This window comes from Microvirga rosea (assembly GCF_020595095.1).
Lineage (GTDB): Bacteria > Pseudomonadota > Alphaproteobacteria > Rhizobiales > Beijerinckiaceae > Microvirga > Microvirga rosea.
Genome location: NZ_JAJDOP010000003.1, coordinates 599,394 through 617,993, shown reverse-complemented (window position 1 = coordinate 617,993; position 18,600 = coordinate 599,394). Strand labels below are relative to the sequence as shown.

Genomic DNA, 18,600 nt, shown 5'->3' with positions numbered 1-18,600 from the left:
CGCGTCATCCCTTTCCGCATGATGCCGGCGGCTCGATCTCCGGCAGGGGGCGAAATCGCGCCTCGTTCCGCAGCGCAATCCAGAAGGCGACCTGGCCCACCAGTCCCGCCGCCGCCAGCACGCCTCCCGCGGCCATGGCAGGATTCCCGCCGAGGCCCGACAGGGAGGTGCAAACCGCTCCAACCACCATCTGCGTAAAGCCGTATAGTCCTGCGGCGGATCCGATGACCTTTGGATTGACACTGATGGCTTTGGTCAGCGCAGCCGGGCTCGCCATGCCGGCTCCCAGGGTGAAGAGGATCATGAGGCCGATGGTGGTCGGAACCGTCATGCGGCCCGTCAGCACCGTAATCAGGAAAATGACCGCACCGGCGACACTGACCATGTTAGCGCCGATCATCAGCCGCTCGATGGCAATGCGGCCGATCAGGCGGCCCGCAAGGGCGCTGCCGGCGGAAACGCCGACCACCAGAACGCCGAGATAGAGTCCCACCTCCTGTGGCGGCTGATGCAGCTGATCGACGAAGATGAAGGGAGCAGCCGCGATGAATGCGTACATCGACGTGGTGGCGCAACCGCCCCCGATCGAGAAGCCGAGAAATGCCGGCGAGCATAGGAGGTGCTTATAGTCGGATCCCAGGGAGAGAACGCTGATTGTCCTGCTTGGACGCCCGGTTTCGGGAAGCAGGCGCCATGTGAGGATGAGATTGGCCACTCCCAAGGCACTCAGAACAATGAAGATCGACCGCCAGCCCAGGGTTGCAGCAAGTGCTCCGCCAACCAGCGGAGCAAGACCGGGGCCGACCGTCACCATCAGGTTCATGAAGGCGAGCCGTCGCGCTGCATCCTCCGACCCCGCAGTGTCCCGGACCATCGCCCTTCCGAGGACAAGGCCGGAGCACCCTCCGAGAGCCTGGATCAGCCGGGCGCCGATCAGAATGTGAACCTCGGGCGCGACAAGGGCGGCCAGGCCGCCTGCCGTATAGAGCACAAGGCCGCCGAGAAGGATCGGCCGGCGGCCGAAGCAATCGGAGAGCGGGCCATAGACCAGCTGCCCCACCGCCAGTCCGACGATATAGAGACTGATCGTCATCTGCGTCGCCGTCACGCTCGCGCCGAGATCCCGGGCCGCATTGGGCAGGGCCGGCACGAACATGTGCATGGCCAGGGTGCCGCTAAAGGTAATCAGCACCAGCAGCCAAAGTGCCGGACGCAGAGCCGAAGGACCGGTCACGCCGTCAGGAAACCCGCAAGTGCCCGCGGATCGACGTTTCCACCGCTGAGGATGACCCCGATCCGCTTCCCCTGGGCCGGAAGAAGTCCATTGAGGGCCGCCGCTGCCGCCAGACAACCGGTGGGCTCGACGACGATCTTCATGCGCTCGACGAAAAAGCGCATGGCGTCGATCAGCATGGCATCCGAAACCGTCAGAATGTCGTCCACCAGAGCCTGGATGATCGGAAAGGTTCTCGACCCGAGATAGGTCGTCTGCGCGCCGTCCGCGATGGTGGTCGGAACCGGGATCCTGACGACGGACCCTGACCGAAACGACTGCTGGCCGTCGTTGCCGGCCTCGGGCTCGACCCCGAAGACGCAGCATTGCGGGGAAAGCGCTTTTGCGGCGAGCGCGGATCCGGCTAGAAGGCCGCCCCCACCGAGACAGACGAGAAGAATGTCCAGTGGGCCCACTTCCTCGATCAGCTCCTTGGCCGCGGTGCCCTGTCCCGCGATAACGTCCTCGTGGTCATAAGGGGGGATAAGGGTGAGGCCCCGGTCCGCCGACAGGCGCCGCCCGATCTCCTCCCGGTCTTCCTTGTAGCGGTCGAAGAGAACGACCTCGCCCCCATAGGCTTTCGTGGCGGCTATCTTCATGGCCGGGGCGTCGTGCGGCATGATGATGACGCGCGGCACGTTCTGAAGCTGGCCCGCATAGGCGATGGCCTGTGCGTGGTTCCCGGAAGAGAACGCCACGACGCCACGCTTCCGCGCGTCCTCCGGCAGCCGTGCAATGGCATTATAGGCCCCGCGGAACTTGAAGGCCCCCGCCCGCTGCAGGTTTTCCGCTTTGAAAAAGAGCGTTGCCCCCGCTCGGGCGTCCGCCGTCCGCGACGTGAGGACGGGCGTGCGATGGGCGAATCCCTCGATGCGTTGGGCTGCCGCAACGACATCCTCATAGGTTGGTGCCGTCGGGAGTGGGTAGTCCGTGCGAAGGGAAGTGCTCATCTCGTTCCTCGGTCAAGAGAGAGGGACTTCGGTTCCGCTGGCGCGTCCGGGTCAGTCCCTTACTCGCGGGTATGTCCTTTCCTACATCAAAACGGCCCAGGTGCCAGTTTGGAGGCGATCATTTATCTCTGCGCCGGGGACATGGGTGACGCGGCGCGGCGCATGGCCGACGTCTGAAAGGGGTGCGGTCGCTCCATGCCGGAGGGGCGGGCGGCGCTTTTAAAGGCTGGCATCAACCTTTGAGTGCGTTGGCGATCTGGTTCATTCCGGCTGTGATCGCCGAGATGGCCGCCGTGTTCGCCTCCCCCAGGTCATGGCGCTGTGCCAGCCAAGCTGGGTCGTTGTAGGTCAGCCAGACCTTGCCGTGTTCGTCTTCCCAAGCCAGCGCTTTCAACGGTAGATCGAGCCCGACGGTCTGACGCGCCTGCATGAGAGGTGTTTCGGCCTGAGGGGTGCCGAAGATCAGAAGTTCGGTCGGGCGAAGGTCTATTCCCGCCCGGTCGGCATTGGCTCCGTGATCGATGCGGGCAAAGATCGTCAGCCCCTTCGTTTCAAGGAGGGCGACAACCCGGTCCACGGTTTCGCGGACGGAGACCGGACTCGGAATCGAGATTAGCCCGCTTTCAGCCATGCCGGCCCTCCAAAGACGCTCATAATGGGATAAGGTGGCGGCGTTTAGCACGAAATATCGCCGTAACCATAGACGACCCGGCCCGGAGACTTCGGAACCGCTACCTTCCGTCCATTTGACTTCCCTTCAGCTTTGAGAGACATGAGCGCGTTTCGAAGGGGCCTGTTCCCTTGCGAGGTCTCTCGATCCACAAGGCGGTTTCGCCGGAGCTTTGAATGGACGGTATGGTCCCTCAGCAGCGTCTTTCCCTGCGCCATCTTTCGTTGGCGCAGGTCGCAAACGCCGTCGAGCGAAGCCATTTCCGGCTTTGCCTCGTCCTCGTCCTGCTGTCCCTCGTCTGCTTTTTGCCGGGATTCGTCTCGCTCCACCCCATGGACCGGGATGAGCCGCGTTACGCGCAGGCTTCCAAGCAGATGCTGGAAACCCACGAATTCGTGGACATTCGCTTCCAGGACGAAGCTCGGCATAAGAAACCGGTCGGTATCTACTGGCTTCAGAGCGCCAGCGTCGCCCTCGGCAAAACGCTCGGCGTATCCGAAGCTCGGACCACGATCGCTCTTTACCGCATCCCGTCCCTTGTCGGCGCCCTTGCGACGGTCCTTCTCACCTATTGGGCTGCCCTTGCCTTTCTGGGAAGGCGAGGGGCATTCCTCGTCGCCGCCCTCATGGCAACCTCCATCATCCTGATGGTCGAGGCGCGCCTTGCCAAGACCGATGCGGCCCTTACGGCCTGCTCGGTGGCCGTTATGGGAGGGCTGGCCCGAGCCTATTTCGGACGAGGGGCGGGCGTCCTCCCGAAACGGGCCCTGATGATCTTCTGGGCCGGATTTGCGGCAGGAATCCTGATCAAAGGCCCTCTGATCCTGATGTTCGCGGGGCTGACGGCTGCCATTCTCTCCTATCGGGAACGCTCCTTCCGCTGGCTCCTGACCCTGCGTCCGGGGCTCGGGGCAGCCTTTACGCTGCTGGTCGTGCTCCCATGGTTCGTGGCGATTGCCCTCAAGTCCGGCGGCGCGTTCTATTCGGAAGCCGTCGGTCACGACATGCTCGGCAAGGTCGGGACGGCCCAGCGCTATCACTGGGCGCCACCGGGGTTCTACCTTCTGGCGTTTTTCGCGACGTTCTGGCCGGGCGCGATCTTCGCGGCCATCGCCGTTCCTTTTGCCTGGACCCATCGCCGTGAGGATGCGACGGCCTTCTGCCTCGCATGGCTCGTGCCGTCTTGGCTGATCTTCGAGGCAGTTCCAACCAAGCTGCCCCATTACGTGATGCCTCTTTATCCTGCGGTCGCGATCATCACCGTTATCGCGATCCTGCGCCATTTCGTGGGCCCGCATCGCCCGGCGGCCAAGTTCGCCACAATCCTCATCCCTCTTATACCTCTTGGGCTTACGGTCGGGCTTTCCCTCATCAACTGGAGCTTCGACCATACGTTGCCGTATCGGGCGCTTCCGGCGTTGATCGCGTCATCCCTGATCGCCCTCTATGCATGGTTTCTCTTTATCAGGAATGAAGTCCTCAAGAGCCTTTGGGTCGGATTCGTATCCGCGGCCTGCCTGTCCGTCGGCGTGTTCGGATTCGCGCAGCTTGACCTGCGCTCCTTGAAACTGTCACCCCGTCTGGCCGAGGCCGCGCGGAATGCGAATTGCAGCGACCCTGCCGTTGCCACGCTGGGCTACCGGGAGCCGAGTCTGGTATTCCTTGTCGGCACAAATCTCGAGATGCTGGAAACCGGGGAGGAGGCTTCCGCCTTCCTCAAGCAGGGCGGGTGCCGGATGGTTTTCGTGGAAAAGCGCTTCGATGCAGCGTTCCGGGCGGAAAACGAGCGCCTCGGCCTGCAGCCGGCGCTTTCGACCCGTATTGCCGGCTTCAACATCAACAGTGGGCGGAGGCTCGATATCGGAGCCTACGCGGTCAGTCCGTAAGGATGGGGCCCTATGACCAGAGGTGGCCTGAGGGGCCTTGAACCATGAGTGAAATTGCTTCAGCGCCCCGCATCAGTGTTGTCGTGCCCGTCAAGAACGAAGCTCCAAATGTTCTCACTCTCGTGAATGAAATCGAGGCCGCATGCACGCCTCTCGGGCCTTTCGAGGTCATCTACGTCGACGATGGCTCGACGGACGACACGGCACAAACTGTTCTCAAGGCCCGTTCGGCCCGCCCTTGGCTGCGTCTTGTGAAACACGAGGTGAGTTGCGGACAGAGTGCCGCCGTCCGGACAGGAGTTCAGGCGGCGCATGGAGCAATTATCGTGACTCTCGATGGTGACGGGCAGAACGATCCCGCCTTCATCCCTCAACTCGTAGCGGCCCTGGACGATCCGAAAATCGCTCTTGCCGCGGGCCAGCGGGTCGGTCGCAAGGGTGCTTATAAGCGCTGGCAGTCGCGGATCGCCAACAATGTTCGTGGCCTCGTTTTGAAGGATGGAACGCGGGATACGGGATGCGGCCTCAAGGCATTTCGTCGGGATGTCTATCTGCGCCTGCCGTATTTTGATGCTCTTCACCGGTTCATGCCTGCCCTGGTCAAGCGCGAGGGGCACGCCATTGCCCATGTGGACGTGGTGGATCGCCATCGTCACGCGGGCCAATCCAAATATGGAATGTTTGACCGGCTCTGGGTCGGCATTCTCGACCTTGCCGGCGTCTGGTGGCTGATCCGCCGGCGCCGTCGTGTTCCGGCTGCCCGGGAGATCATCTGATGCTCATTCGCTTGTCACACGATATCGGCCTTTATCTTTATGATGTCGTTATCGCGCGGTTCGATCTTTGGGCCGCTTTCGGGGTGCTTGCTCAGTTCGTCTTCGGTGCGCGTTTTCTTGTGCAGTGGATCGCGAGCGAAAAGGCCGAACGCAGCGTCATTCCGGTCGGATTCTGGTTTCTCTCCATTTCCGGAGGGCTGATGACGTTGATCTATGGCTTCGCCCGACGCGACCTTGTGATCATCCTCGGCCAACTGTTCTCGATCTTCATCTATGTCCGAAACCTGATGCTGATCTCCAAGGAAGCCAAGACCAAGGCCCAAGCTCGCGCGAAGGCTGCGGCGGAGGCGGAAACAGAGGCTGAAACGGCTGCGGGGTAACCCTTCCCGCAGCCGCATATCCGGTCAAGCGGCCTTCGCGTCCGTTTCCCGCAGGCGTGCGAAGCCGGCTTCGAGATCGCGCTTGAGATCGTCGAGGTCTTCCAGACCGATGTGGAAGCGCAATGCGTGGCCTCCGGGTGTCCATTGGGTTGCGGTGCGGTAGGTCGCACAATCAAATGGAATCACGAGACTCTCGAAACCACCCCAGGAATAGCCCATTCCGAAGAGGGTGAGGCCGTCCAGCATGGCCGCCAGAGCGCGGTCGGACGATGGCTTCAGAATGACCGAGAACAGGCCCGAGGATCCTTTGAAGTCGCGTTTCCAGATCGCGTGGCCGGGAAATGTCTCAAGGGCCGGATGAAGGACCTGCGCCACCTCTGGTCTTGCCGCGAGCCAGTGGGCCATATCCAGGGCCTGCTTCTCATGCTCGCGCAGGCGTAGCGCCATGGTGCGGAGCCCGCGCAAACCAAGAAAGACATCTTCCGGGCCGGGGCACATGGCAAAGGCATCGTAGGTATCGCGCAAGGCCTTGAAATGTTGCTCATTGGCTGAAACGAGGCCGAGGAGAAGGTCCGAGCCGCCGCTCAGGTACTTGGTGCCGGCCTCGATCGCGATGTCGACGCCCCGGTCATGGGGGGGGAAGAAGAGGGGGGTCGCCCAGGTGTTGTCCATGATGACGACCGCGCCACGGCGGTGCGCCACCTCGGCGATGGCCGGGATGTCCTGCATCTCAAAAGATTGCGAGCCAGGCGCTTCCGTAAAGACAGCGGCCGTGTTCGGCCGCATGAGCGATTCGATGCCGGATCCGACGAGCGGATCATAATAGGTAGTTTCCACACCAAATTTCTTCAGCGTTCCGTCGCAGAAGATCCGGGTGGGCCGATAAACCGAATCCGTCATCAGCAGATGATCGCCTGACTTCAGGCAGGACATGAGCGCGAGAGTGACGGCGGCCAATCCGGATGGCGCGAGTACCGTTCCGGCAGCTCCGGACATCTCCGTCCAGGCCTTCTCCAGGGAATCCGTCGTCGGTGTCCCCTTCGTTCCGTAGGAATAACGGCCGCGCCTATGCAGGAGATCATCGGTCGTGGGATAGAGGACGGTCGAGCCGCGGTAGATGGGAGTATTGACGAAACCGTGCTGCTCGGACGGGTCGCGACCGGCATGGACGAGGCGGGTGCGTTCACCCAGATCGGCTGTTTTCGGAGGGGGCTTTGTCATGATTTCAGGCAGTTGATGAGGGGGCTTCGATGTGAGGCCCGGCCGGTATCCACGTCAACCCCGGCCGAAAGTGGCAACCATCAAGACTTGACCAGTGATCAATCATGGAATGTGATAGTTGGGATACCGTATCGCTCGACAACAGGGCGTACCGGTGCGTCAGGGAACTCGGCTGGGCTGCGAACATTTCGCCGAGCCAAGTGTAATTTGGGAGACTATATCGACATGAAAAAGGCTATCGCCTCGATTGCCTTCGGCCTCTTGACGGCCGGCCTGATCACGACGGGCGCTTCGGCCCAGGCGACCCTCGGGAGCGTCAAGCAGAAGGGATACCTGACCTGTGGCTCGAATACGGGCCTTGCGGGCTTCGGTCTGCCGGATGCCCAAGGCAACTGGACTGGTCTCGACGTCGAGTTCTGCCGCGCCATCGCGGCCGCGATCTTCGACGATCCGACAAAGGTTCGTTTCATTCCGCTTGCCGCCAAGGATCGCTTCACGGCGCTCCAGTCGGGTGAGGTGGACGTTCTTTCGCGTAATTCCACCGTGACGATGTCACGTGACACCCAACTCGGCCTCGACTTCCCCGCCGTCAACTACTACGACGGCCAAGGCTTCATGGTCCGCAAGAAGCTTGGCGTGTCCTCCGCGAAGGAGCTGAACGGCGCCTCGATCTGCACCCAGCAGGGCACGACGACCGAGCTGAACCTCGCGGACTACTTCCGCGCCAACAACATGAAGTACGAAGTCGTCGCTTTCGCGACCTCGGACGAGACGTTCAAGGCCTATGATGCCGGCCGCTGCGACGCGTTCACGACAGACGCTTCAGGCCTCTACGCCGAGCGCCTGCGCGCCTCGAACCCGGACGATCATATCGTTCTCCCCGAGATCATCTCGAAGGAGCCTCTCGGACCGGCAGTGCGCCATGGCGACAACCAGTGGGCCGATATCGTCCGCTGGACCTTCAACGCCATGCTCGACGCCGAAGAGCTCGGGGTCACCAAGGCCAATGTCGATCAGATGAAGAGCTCCGACAATCCGGAGATCAAGCGCCTGCTCGGCACCGAAGGCAAGTTCGGCGAGGCCATCGGCCTGACGAACGACTGGGCCGTGCGCATCATCAAGCACATCGGCAACTACGGCGAGAGCTTCGAGCGCAATGTCGGCGAAGGCTCCAAGCTGAAGATCAAGCGCGGCCAGAACGCGCTTTGGACCAAAGGCGGTCTGCAATACGGCCTCCCGATCCGCTAAAGGGCGTGGGGCAGGGCGCCCGGAGCAATCCGGGCGCCGCTATCGACCGTGACCGTTCAGAGGCGGCGCGGTCGGATAGGGACGGAGACGACCCAAGAACAACAAGCCTAAAAGGATGGGTTCGGTGAACAGCGTAGTCAGTCAGGCGGAGTCGCCAAAAAAGTCGTTTCTGTACGACCCGAGAGTGCGCGCCGCATTCTATCAGATTCTTCTCGTCGTCATCGTCGCTTACCTGTTCTACAAGGCGGGGACGAACGCCTACGAAAACCTGCAGCGGGCGAAGATCGCCTCCGGGTTCGGATTCCTCGAAAACACGGCCGGATTCGACATCAGCCAGTCGCTGATCCCGTTCAGCGCTGCCGGGTCCAGTTACGGTGACGCCTTCATCGTCGGCCTGCTGAACACGCTCGTGGTCTCGGCGATCGGCATCGTTTTCGCCACCATACTGGGCTTCACTGTCGGCATCGCGCGGCTGTCGACCAACTGGATGGTTGCGAAGGTCGCCATGGTCTACGTGGAGACTCTACGCAATATCCCTCTGCTGCTTCAATTGCTGTTCTGGTACATCGCAGTGCTCGGACCGCTGCCGCAGCCCCGCAATTCCCTGGAAATGGGAGGCGGATTCTTCCTTAACGCGCGCGGTCTCTTCATGCCGCGGCCAATCTTCGCCTCCGACGTGTCGGCGATCCTGGTTGCCCTGGCGATCGGCCTCGCAGTCGCATTCGTGTTTCGCCGCTGGGCCAGGAAGCAGCAGGCGGCGACAGGGCGCCAGTACCGCGTGGGTCTCGTTACGGCTGGTCTCGTGCTCGGCCTGCCGATTCTCACCTGGATCGTGCTTGCCTTGACGGCCACCAATCCGATCAGCTTCGACCTGCCGCGGAAGGGAACCTTCAACCTTCAAGGCGGCATGCAGATCCTACCGGAGTTCGTAGCGCTGCTCGTGGGCCTCACCACCTATACGGCGGCCTTCATCGCAGAGGTCGTGCGCGCTGGTATCCTGGCGGTCTCGAAAGGCCAATCAGAGGCGGCCGGTTCCCTCGGACTGAAGCCCGGCCAGACGCTCCGGCTGGTGGTCGTGCCGCAGGCCATGCGGGTGATCGTCCCGCCGCTCACGAGCCAGTATCTGAACCTCACGAAGAACTCGTCCCTCGCGGTCGCGATCGGCTATCCGGATCTCGTGCAGGTCTTCATGGGTACGGTCCTCAACCAGACGGGCCAAGCCATCGAAGTGGTGGTGATCACAATGGGAGTGTACTTGACCATCAGTCTCGTGACCTCGTTCGTCATGAACATCTACAATCGCCGTGTGGCGATCGTTGAACGGTAGGAGCTTCCCATGACCACCGCCGTCGACATGCGCCACTACGTCCGGTCCGACAAGATCGAAGCCTCGCCGCCCCCGACTCTGTCGCGGGGGCCGCTGGCCTGGATGCGGGAGAACCTGTTCTCGAGCCCGCTCAACGCCCTGCTCACGCTGGCCGTTCTCTATCTCCTCTATGTGATCATTCCGCCCGTCGTCCGCTTCCTGTTCCTGGACGCGGTCTGGACGGGGACCGATCGGGCTGCCTGCCGCGAGGATATGGTCGGCCATCCGGTCGGGGCATGCTGGGCCTTCGTGGTCGAGAAAATCAACTTCTTCACCTACGGCTCCTACCCAGCTCCGGAGCGCTGGCGCGTCAACATCTTCTTCCTGCTCCTCGCCATCGGGGTCGGCTGGCTCCTGTGGCTGCGGGCGCCACGCCGTGACCTCGGCGCCGTGTACTTCTTCTGGGTCTTTCCGATCGCATCCTATATCCTGCTGACCGGTGGGAATGCGGATTTCGGCCTCGGGTTCTGGATCAAGTTCGCGGTTGTGGGCCTGGTGCTCATCGGTCTCCTGGCCGGAGCCGCCTCTCTGCTCGGCACCTCGATCAGGACAGCGCTCATCGCCGCAGCCGCGATCGTGGCCGCCGTCGGGGTCACGCTCGCGTTCATCGACTGGGACTTCGGGCTGCTACCTGTCCCAACCTCCCTGTGGGGCGGCATCCTGGTCACGCTCCTGGTGGCGACCGTCGGCATCGTATTCTCGCTGCCGTTCGGCATTCTTCTAGCGCTCGGGCGCCGATCCAAGCTGCCCATCCTGCGCCTCGCTTCGGTGATCTTCATCGAGTTCGTGCGCGGGGTGCCGCTGATTACCGTCCTGATCATGGCGAATACGATGCTTCCGCTGTTCCTGCCGCCCGATACCGGCGTCGACCGGCTCGTGCGGCCTCTCGTGGGAACCGCGATCTTCGCATCGGCCTACATGGCCGAGGTCGTGCGCGGCGGTCTGCAGGCCATGCCGAAGGGGCAGTACGAAGGCGCGATGTCCCTCGGACTCAACTATCCGCAGATGATGGTCTTCATCATCCTGCCGCAGGCCCTGCGCATCGTCATTCCCGGGATCGTGAACACCTTCATCGGCCTGTTCAAGGACACCTCGCTGGTGTCGGTGGTCGGCATCTTCGACCTTATCCGGGCCATCGAGTCTTCCCGCATCGATCCCAACTGGGCGGCGCCGACCATCAGCTACACGGGCTATGCGTTCGCCGCGCTCTTCTACTTCATTTTCTGCTGGGGTATGTCGCGCTATTCGATCGGCGTGGAGCGGCGCCTCGCAGCAGGCCAGACACGGTGATATCCATGGCAAGCACAATGACAGCCCAACAAACCCGTTCCACGGCCATCGATCCAAGGGCCGAGGCCGCCGTCGAGATGATCGGCGTACACAAATGGTATGGAGAATTCCACGTTCTCCGGGACATCAACCTGAATGTTCGCCGTGGCGAGCGTATCGTGATCTGCGGTCCATCAGGGTCCGGCAAATCGACGATGATCCGCTGCATCAACCGGCTGGAAGAACACCAGAAAGGCCGTATCGTGGTCAACGGAACCGAGTTGACCAACGACCTCAAACGGATCGACGAGGTGCGCCGGGATGTCGGCATGGTGTTCCAGCATTTCAACCTGTTCCCGCACCTCACGATTCTTGAGAACTGCACACTTGCGCCGATCTGGGTCAAGAAAATGCCCAAGAAGGACGCGGAAGAGATCGCCATGAGGTACCTGACCCGGGTCAAGATCCCCGAGCAGGCGAACAAGTATCCGGGACAGCTTTCCGGCGGTCAGCAGCAGCGTGTCGCCATTGCCCGCTCCTTGTGCATGAACCCCAAGATCATGCTGTTCGACGAACCGACCTCGGCGCTCGATCCCGAGATGGTGAAGGAAGTGCTCGACACCATGGTGGGGCTGGCCGAGGAGGGCATGACCATGCTGTGCGTCACGCACGAGATGGGGTTTGCCCGTCAGGTGGCCGATCGGGTGATCTTCATGGATTACGGACAGATCGTGGAGATGAACACTCCGGACGAGTTCTTCAAAAATCCGCAGCACGAGCGCACGCGGCAGTTCCTCGCTCAGATCCTCCATTGATCCGAACGGCATTACCCAAAACAAAACGCCCCGGAAGCAACCGGGGCGTTTTGTTTTGGCGGTTCGACCCGAATGTGGGCTGTATCACGCTTTCCTTCCAGGTCCCGTCTCGATGGGCAAATCCTCGCGCGCGCCCCACTCCGACCACGAGCCGTCATAGAGGGATTGCGCAGGGCGCCCAAGGGTTTCCAGGGCAAGCGCCAGGATGGCTGCCGTGACTCCGGAGCCGCAACTCGTAACGATCGGGCGATCGAGGTCCACGCCGGCATGCTGGAATGCCTGCCGGAGAGAGGCTGCGTCTTTCAACCGGCCGCCATCGAGCACTTCCTCGAAGGGGACATTCAGGCTTCCAGGCATATGTCCTTTGCGAAGTCCGAGGCGAGGTTCTGTACCTTCGCCCCGAAAGCGGTCGGCCGGACGCGCATCGACGATTTGAGCTTCTCCGGATTTGAGAAGTTCGAGAATCCGACCGCTGTCCGCAACTGCGGATTTAACGAAATGGGGAGTGAAGACTTGGGGCTTTCGCGGGCGTTCCTCGCCTGTTTCGATCGGTCTTCCTTCAGCCTTCCAAGCGGGGAACCCTCCTTCCAAAATCGCGACATTGCGGACGCCGAAGACCCTGAATGTCCATCTGACGCGGGGGGCCGAGCGTAGTCCCGCCCCATCGTAGATGACGACCTGGGTCGTGTTCCCGATGCCGAGCACGCCAACCGCCGCGGCGAAATCCTCGGGCGACGGAAGCATGTGCGGCAGGGACGATGCCTGATCCTTGACCTTGTCGATATCAAAGCGCACCGCGCCAGGAATGTGCCCAGCCAGATACTCGGCCTGGGGATCTCGGTTCAAAGTCGGCAGGTACCAGGAACCATCCACGACCACGAGATCTGGATCACTCAAGTGCTCTTCCAACCAGGCGGTCGACACAAAAGGTTCGGACATAGGACTGTTCCCGTAAGCGGCTAAACTCAATCGATCAGTGACAGGCGCACCCGCCGGTTCTGCTTGCCCTTCTTCTCGATATCAGTGATCGCAACAGTCCCGATTTCGCCGGTGCGGCGCACATGCGTGCCGCCGCAAGGCTGAAGGTCGATCCCCGCGATCTCGACAAGACGAACACGCCCCGATCCGCGCGGCGGTTTCACGGACATGGTTTTGACGAGCCCAGGATTCGCATCCAGCTCCTCGTCGGTGATCCAGCGCTCCGTCACCGGTGCGTCTCGCTTGATCAGCTCGTTAATTTTCTCGGTGAGGTCTGCCTTGTCGAGGCCGGAATCGGGAATGTCGAAGTCGAGCCGGCCGTCTCCGTCTCCGATCGCGCCGCCCGTCACCGGATAGGGAAGAACAACGCTCAGCAAATGAAGAGCCGTGTGAACGCGCATGCGTTTCAGGCGGCGCGGCCAGTCGAGAACGACATCGACCTTGTCACCGACCGTAAAGGCGCCCGCGGCGCCTTCGCCCATGAGATGAACAATCCGTGTGCGATCCGGGCTATAGATCGTGTTGCTGATGGGCAGCTCCCGCCCTCCATGCCGGATGACGCCCACGTCTCCGGGCTGCCCGCCGCCCTGAGCATAGCAAACGGTCTGGTCGAGGATCACCCCGCCGTCCGGGGTTACGTCAGTCACCGTGGCTTGGCAGGATTGGGCGTAGGCATCATCCCGAAAAAGGGGCTTTGTCATGGGGCGTCCTTGAAAGTGCATATCGACTGCCGTCGGCGGGGCCGAGATGCTGGGCCGAAGGCCCCTGTCGGGTCAAGCCGAATGGCGCCGTTCACTCAGCTTTTCCGCACAACTCGCGATAGGCCTGGAGAGCCCGTTCCCGCCCCTGGCCGTGCTCGATGATCGGCAAAGGGTAGGACTTGCCGAGTTCGATGCCCGCGCTTCGAAGAACGTCGCGCGGGGCCTCCCACGGCTTGTGGATGAAGGAGGCTGGCAGATCCGCGAGTTCCGGCAGGTGCCTTCGGACATAGGCGCCTTCGGGATCGAACTTTTCACCCTGGGTAATCGGATTGAAAATACGGTGAAAGGGCGCCGAATCGGGCCCGGACCCGGCGACCCATTGCCAGTTGAACGCGTTATTCGCCGGATCCGCGTCCACAAGGGTGTCGCGAAACCAGGATTCGCCCTCTCGCCAATCCGTCAGCAAGTGCTTGACCAGGAATGATCCGACAATCATGCGGACGCGGTTGTGCATCCAACCGGTTCGCCAGAGTTGGCGCATGCCCGCGTCAACGATCGGGTAGCCCGTCAGCCCCTTTCGCCAAGCGTCCAGGAGTGACCTGTCGTGAGTCCAGCGGAAGTGTTTGAAGCGCGGGCTGAATGGTTCATCGGCGAGATCCGGGTTATCGAAAATCTGCTGATGGCAGAAATCCCGCCAGATCACTTCACTGAGAAACTTGGCCGTATCGGCTTCCCTCGCGTCCTTCCGCGCCGTCGCCGCGTGCCAGACCTGCCGCGGACTGAGCTCGCCAAAACGCAAGTGAGGAGATAGGCGCGAGGTGCCGTCGAGGGCAGGGATATCCCGCCTTGCTCCGTATCCAGTCAGGTTCGTTTCCAGAAAATCGCCGAGATTGCGGCGCGCGGCGGCCTCGCCTCGGCTCCAGTGTTTCCCGAACCCGTCGGCCCAATTCGGTCGTTTCGGCTCCAGGGATAGGTCTTCCAGCGCCACGGCGAATCTCGTGAGGGCTTCGGGCCAGTGCCCGGGTGTCATGCTCTTGGGCGCAGGCAGGGGCGCCGGAACGGGCTGAGCGGAAACCGCCCTGAGGTAGGGGGTGAAAACCTGAAAAGGTCTGCCCGCCTGATTCTTGATCTCCCAAGGTTCGTGAAGCAGGCGGCCATTGAAGCTCCGAACATCGATATTTTTCTCCAGAAGCGCTTTCTTGATCGCGGCATCGACGGCGACTTCGGCCGCCAGATACCGCCGATTCCAGAACACGCCCGACGGAGCTGCCGTGGCCGCGATTCGATCGACAATCTCCTCGGCCGGTCCTCTGAACAGAATCAACTCGGCTCCGAGGGCCCTGAGGGAGCGATCCAGGGCGTCCAGGGATCCGTGCAGCCACCACCGGGCGGCCCCTCCCATCGGACGGATGCCCTGCGACGATTCGTCGAGGATGAAAAAGCACAGAATCGGCGCGCCGGTTGCAATTGCAGCGGTCAGGGCGGGGTTGTCGGAGAGGCGATAATCGTCGCGAAACCACACGAGAGCAGGGCCGGGCAGGCTTTTCCCCATCACGCTTTCCCCATGAAAATAACCGCGCGAGCGCGCCGCGCCCAAGCGTAGCCGCAGTGGATCGTTATCTTGAGCGTTGTGAAACAGTTTTCTGGGGAAATTGGCTCCGGCGGTAGGATTCGAACCTACGACCAACGGATTAACAGTCCGCTGCGCTACCGCTGCGCCACGCCGGAATAAGCCATCTCTTCCCGAAAGGATCGGTCATCCCTTCGGTGGCCCCGGGGCACTGGAGAACCAGACGCCGCGTCGGCCTGAGGTGGGGTGGCATATACCACGGGTTCAGCGGGTTGCAAGCCCCTTGCGTCTGTCTCGTGACATAAAACGGACTGTTGCTCTTTGGGCCTGCGCTCTGCTATGGAGCCCCCGTCGCGTTCGCGGCACGCCCCGGATGGCCTCGTGGCGGAGTGGTTACGCAGAGGACTGCAAATCCTTGCACCCCGGTTCGATTCCGGGCGAGGCCTCCATCTCATTTCTGAGGCAATCTCCATGGTCGATTTCTCGCAAGCGCGCCGGACAATGGTTGATAGCCAGTTGCGCACTTTCGACGTGAACGACATCCCGCTTCTGGATGCCATGGGCATCGTCCCGCGGGAGCGCTTCGTTCCGTCCGGTCGCGAGGAGCTCGCCTATATCGACCAGGATATTCCGGTCGGCGAAGGCGGCGAAAAGCGTTTCATGATGACCCCCATGGTTCTCGCTCGTCTGATTCAGGCGCTGGAGATCGAGCCGGGGGTCAAGGTTCTCGATGTCGCCTGCGGCCGGGGTTACGCCTCCGCCGTTCTGTGCGAGCTCGGCGCCAAGGTCACGGCCCTTGAATCGGACGAGGTGCTGGCGGCTGCCGCACGGCAGAGTCTCGAAGGTGCAGGCTTCGGCTCCGTGACCGTCAAGGCTGGTCCTCTCGAGAAAGGTAGCCCGGAAGAGGGTGGCTACAACGCCATTCTGATCAATGGCGCAGTCGATGAGCGGCCGGATACTCTTCTCCAGCAACTTGCTGATCTTGGTCGTCTCGTCTGCGTGAAGGGGCGGGGCCGTTCGGCGCGGGCGATGATCTATGTGCGGTCGGGCAATGCTTTCAGTGAGCGCAGCCTCTTCGATGCGGCTGCCCCCAGCTTGGCTGCTTTTGCTGCCAAGCCTGGATTTGTCTTCTGACCTAGCGAACAGTGTCGCCTTTTTGCGCCACACGCTCAATTTTCGCGTCGAGGCACCTCCACATGATTGCCGTGGCGCATCCCATCGGTATTGTTTCGCTTTGAGTCGTTTTGGTTAAGAAATTCAATGCTAAGGTAGGCGGGTTAGCCGCTTTGGACCGATAGGCAGGTGGGCGTGAACGAGAAGCGATTTTTCAACAGGAGCCGAGGTTTCTTCGGCGCCATGACTTCGGTCCTCGTACTGATGAGTGCGTCCGGCGTGTCGGCAGAGACGTTGGACAGCGCCCTGGCTCGTGCCTATGGGAATAACCCGTCTCTCAACGCCCAGCGGGCGAGCGTCAGGGCGACTGACGAGAACGTGGCCCGGGCGAAGTCCGGCTATCGGCCGCAGGTTAACGCCTCCGCCGATATCGGCCGCAGCTATTCCAACGTGAAGCGCCCGGGAAATTCCGCAGTGGGCGGCGGCGGTGACAGCTACCTGACCCCGCGGGGTTTCGGTGTTGAGATCAATCAGTCCATCTTCAACGGCTTTCGCACGGAGAACTCCGTCCGCCAGGCCGAATCGTCGGTCCTCGGCGCCCGTGAAACCCTGAGCAACAACGAGCAGAACACCCTGTTCGACGGCGTGACGGCCTATATGAACGTCCTGCGCGACACCGCGATCCTGGACCTTCAGAGGAACAACGTCGAAGTTCTGGACGAGCAGCTCCGCCAGACCCGCGATCGTTTCAATGTCGGCGAAGTTACCCGTACGGACGTGGCTCAGGCCGAGTCCCGCCTGGCGGCCTCCCGTTCGCAGGTGAGCCTCGCAGAATCGAATCTCCGGACCAGCATTGCGCAGTATCGCCAGGTGATCGGCGTCGAGCCTCGGTCGCTTGCGCCGGGACGCCCGCTGGACCGTTTGCTCCCCAAGACCGTGGATTCGGCTCTGAAGGTTGCCTTGAACGAGCATCCGGCGATCAAGGCCTCGGAGCACGGGGTGGATGTCGCCGAGCTTCAGGTCAGGATCGATCAGGGCGCCCTGGCCCCGCAGTTGGGTCTTCAGGGCAATGTCGCTCAGCGATACGACAACCAGACCAACGGCGATCGGGCCTTGGCCGCTTCGGTGGTCGCTCAGTTGACGGTTCCGATTTATGACGGCGGCGTCGCTTATGCGACGACCCGGCAGTCCAAGGAGACAGTGGGCCAGCGTCGCCTCGAGGCTGATTCGGTGCGGGACCAGGTCCGGGCCGCCGTGATTTCCTCTTGGGGGCAGCTTGAAGCTGCCCGTGCCCAGATCGTCGCCGCTCAGGCGCAGATCGACGCATCGGAGACGGCGCTCAACGGTGTTCGCGAGGAAGCCCGGGTTGGCCAGCGTACGACGCTGGATGTCCTCAACGCGCAGCAGGAACTCCTGACGGCGCGCGTCACCCTTATCACCGCACAGCGTGATCGTGTGGTGGCGTCCTATGCGGTCGCGCAGGCCATGGGCCGGCTGAACTCGCGCAGCCTCGGCCTTTCCGTGAACCATTACAGCCCGAAGATCCACTACGATCAGGTCAAGGACCTGTGGGGCGGTTTGACGACGCCTGATGGCCGTTAATCTACGATGAAAAAAGATCGGCAGCGCCCTTCCCAAGAGCGCTGCCTCGCTTGCTTCTCCTTACGCCCGTGAAATACTGAACGCTTCTGAAAGCGTTTGATTCTATAATCTTTTAAGCGGATGCGGCGTATGAGTGCAGTCAATCAGAAGGCGCATGAGCCTTCGATGGAAGAGATCCTGGCGTCGATCCGGCGTATTATTGCGGATGACCAGGAGGAGCTTCGTGCAACGAGCTCCAGCCGATTTTCGGAGGCACAGCCGTTCCGTTCGATTCGGGAGCCTGCGGAGCGCGAGCCTGTCGCTCCTCTTATTCCTCTGACCGTTCTTGAATCCCAAGATCGGGGGAGTGCGTTTGAAGGTTCCGGCGATACCGTGGGCGAGGACATTCTTCCTCTCGACCTGGGAGCGGGAAACGCTTTCGAGATACCCGGTTTTGACGAGACGTCGGCCCCCTTGACGGTTGCAGCCGAAGCTCAGCCGTTTTCCGAGCCGGTGTCGTACTCCCCGTCCTCCTTTGAGAGGTCGGCTGCCCCTGAGGATGCCCATCGGCCGCCCTCTGATGAGGATGCGCTCCTGTCGGGCGGTCCCGATGCCGCCGTCGCGGCGTCCTTGAGCAAGCTCGGGGCGAGCGTGCCGTCCAGAAATCCTCAGAGCATGGAGGATTTCGTTGCGGGGATGCTCAGGCCGCTGCTCAAGGACTGGCTCGATGAAAATCTTCCGCCTCTCGTGGAACGGCTCGTTCAAGCCGAAATCGAGCGCATTTCCCGCGGACGCCGCTGAGT

The 18,600-nt window shown here is 61.9% G+C and carries 16 protein-coding genes, 2 tRNA genes and 1 pseudogene; 11 read left to right on the top strand and 8 right to left on the bottom strand.

What is annotated here, in order from left to right; translation table 11 throughout:
• Positions 1-4: 4 nt before the first annotated feature.
• The 3 genes from LJD17_RS10895 to LJD17_RS10885 all read right to left on the bottom strand — a co-directional run bounded on the left by LJD17_RS10895 (position 5) and on the right by LJD17_RS10885 (position 2,854).
• Positions 5-1,234, bottom strand: coding sequence for a multidrug effflux MFS transporter (locus LJD17_RS10895; RefSeq protein ID WP_227384177.1), 1,230 nt, complete (start codon positions 1,232-1,234; stop codon positions 5-7).
• Positions 1,231-2,223, bottom strand: coding sequence for a threo-3-hydroxy-L-aspartate ammonia-lyase (locus tag LJD17_RS10890; protein ID WP_227384176.1), 993 nt, complete (start codon positions 2,221-2,223; stop codon positions 1,231-1,233). Before LJD17_RS10890 ends, LJD17_RS10895 begins: the two co-directional genes overlap by 4 nt.
• Before the next feature lie 232 nt (positions 2,224-2,455).
• The gene (locus tag LJD17_RS10885; protein ID WP_227384175.1) at positions 2,456-2,854 is read right to left on the bottom strand and encodes a DUF302 domain-containing protein; all 399 of its coding nucleotides are present in this window, start codon (positions 2,852-2,854) and stop codon (positions 2,456-2,458) included.
• A gap of 215 nt (positions 2,855-3,069) precedes the next feature.
• Here LJD17_RS10885 and LJD17_RS10880 point away from each other — a divergent pair, with 215 nt between their 5' ends.
• The 3 genes from LJD17_RS10880 to LJD17_RS10870 are packed head-to-tail and all read left to right on the top strand — an operon-like array spanning position 3,070 to position 5,935.
• A complete protein-coding gene (locus tag LJD17_RS10880) occupies positions 3,070-4,779 on the top strand; it encodes an ArnT family glycosyltransferase (RefSeq protein WP_227384174.1) in 1,710 nt (569 codons plus the stop codon).
• A 44-nt stretch (positions 4,780-4,823) separates the two neighbouring features.
• Entirely contained in the window at positions 4,824-5,555 is a 732-nt protein-coding gene (locus LJD17_RS10875; RefSeq protein ID WP_227384173.1) for a glycosyltransferase family 2 protein, read from the top strand.
• Positions 5,555-5,935 carry a lipid-A-disaccharide synthase N-terminal domain-containing protein gene (locus tag LJD17_RS10870; RefSeq protein WP_227384172.1) on the top strand — a complete coding sequence of 127 codons (381 nt, stop codon included), beginning with the start codon at positions 5,555-5,557 and terminating at the stop codon, positions 5,933-5,935. Before LJD17_RS10875 ends, LJD17_RS10870 begins: the two co-directional genes overlap by 1 nt.
• Positions 5,936-5,959: 24 nt before the next feature.
• On the opposite strand, the gene metC is transcribed toward LJD17_RS10870, so the two are convergent.
• Complete coding sequence (gene metC / locus LJD17_RS10865; RefSeq protein WP_227384171.1) at positions 5,960-7,156, bottom strand: cystathionine beta-lyase; 1,197 nt, start codon at positions 7,154-7,156, stop codon at positions 5,960-5,962.
• Between the two features lie 225 nt (positions 7,157-7,381).
• On the opposite strand from metC, the gene LJD17_RS10860 reads away from it, so the two are divergent.
• The 4 genes and pseudogenes from LJD17_RS10860 to LJD17_RS10845 all read left to right on the top strand — a co-directional run.
• A complete protein-coding gene (locus tag LJD17_RS10860; RefSeq protein ID WP_227384170.1) occupies positions 7,382-8,404 on the top strand; it encodes an amino acid ABC transporter substrate-binding protein in 1,023 nt (340 codons plus the stop codon).
• Between the two features lie 115 nt (positions 8,405-8,519).
• Complete coding sequence (locus LJD17_RS10855) at positions 8,520-9,731, top strand: amino acid ABC transporter permease (RefSeq protein WP_227384169.1); 1,212 nt, start codon at positions 8,520-8,522, stop codon at positions 9,729-9,731.
• Positions 9,732-9,740: 9 nt separating this feature from the next.
• Positions 9,741-11,060, top strand: coding sequence for an amino acid ABC transporter permease (locus LJD17_RS10850; RefSeq protein ID WP_227384168.1), 1,320 nt, complete (start codon positions 9,741-9,743; stop codon positions 11,058-11,060).
• 83 nt (positions 11,061-11,143) lie between these two features.
• Positions 11,144-11,854, top strand: a pseudogene (locus LJD17_RS10845) (amino acid ABC transporter ATP-binding protein); the annotation flags it as partial.
• Positions 11,855-11,938: 84 nt separating this feature from the next.
• Here LJD17_RS10845 and sseA read toward each other — a convergent pair.
• From sseA to LJD17_RS10825, 4 genes are all read right to left on the bottom strand, one after another.
• Positions 11,939-12,793, bottom strand: coding sequence for a 3-mercaptopyruvate sulfurtransferase (gene sseA, locus LJD17_RS10840; protein ID WP_227384167.1), 855 nt, complete (start codon positions 12,791-12,793; stop codon positions 11,939-11,941).
• A gap of 26 nt (positions 12,794-12,819) precedes the next feature.
• Positions 12,820-13,533 carry an alanyl-tRNA editing protein gene (locus LJD17_RS10835; RefSeq protein WP_227384166.1) on the bottom strand — a complete coding sequence of 238 codons (714 nt, stop codon included), beginning with the start codon at positions 13,531-13,533 and terminating at the stop codon, positions 12,820-12,822.
• A 91-nt stretch (positions 13,534-13,624) separates the two neighbouring features.
• On the bottom strand, positions 13,625-15,085 hold the full coding sequence (locus LJD17_RS10830; protein WP_227384165.1) for a cryptochrome/photolyase family protein: 1,461 nt from the start codon (positions 15,083-15,085) through the stop codon (positions 13,625-13,627).
• A 101-nt stretch (positions 15,086-15,186) separates the two neighbouring features.
• A tRNA-Asn gene (locus LJD17_RS10825) sits at positions 15,187-15,261 on the bottom strand.
• 217 nt (positions 15,262-15,478) lie between these two features.
• On the opposite strand from LJD17_RS10825, the gene LJD17_RS10820 reads away from it, so the two are divergent.
• The 4 genes from LJD17_RS10820 (at position 15,479) to LJD17_RS10805 (ending at position 18,598) form a co-directional block, all read left to right on the top strand.
• Positions 15,479-15,552: transfer RNA gene (locus tag LJD17_RS10820), tRNA-Cys, on the top strand.
• Positions 15,553-15,574: 22 nt separating this feature from the next.
• On the top strand, positions 15,575-16,237 hold the full coding sequence (locus LJD17_RS10815) for a protein-L-isoaspartate O-methyltransferase family protein (protein WP_227384164.1): 663 nt from the start codon (positions 15,575-15,577) through the stop codon (positions 16,235-16,237).
• Positions 16,238-16,459: 222 nt separating this feature from the next.
• Positions 16,460-17,818, top strand: coding sequence for a TolC family outer membrane protein (locus tag LJD17_RS10810; protein ID WP_227384314.1), 1,359 nt, complete (start codon positions 16,460-16,462; stop codon positions 17,816-17,818).
• Positions 17,819-17,947: 129 nt separating this feature from the next.
• Positions 17,948-18,598, top strand: coding sequence for a PopZ family protein (locus LJD17_RS10805; RefSeq protein ID WP_319799692.1), 651 nt, complete (start codon positions 17,948-17,950; stop codon positions 18,596-18,598).
• Positions 18,599-18,600: the final 2 nt, after the last annotated feature.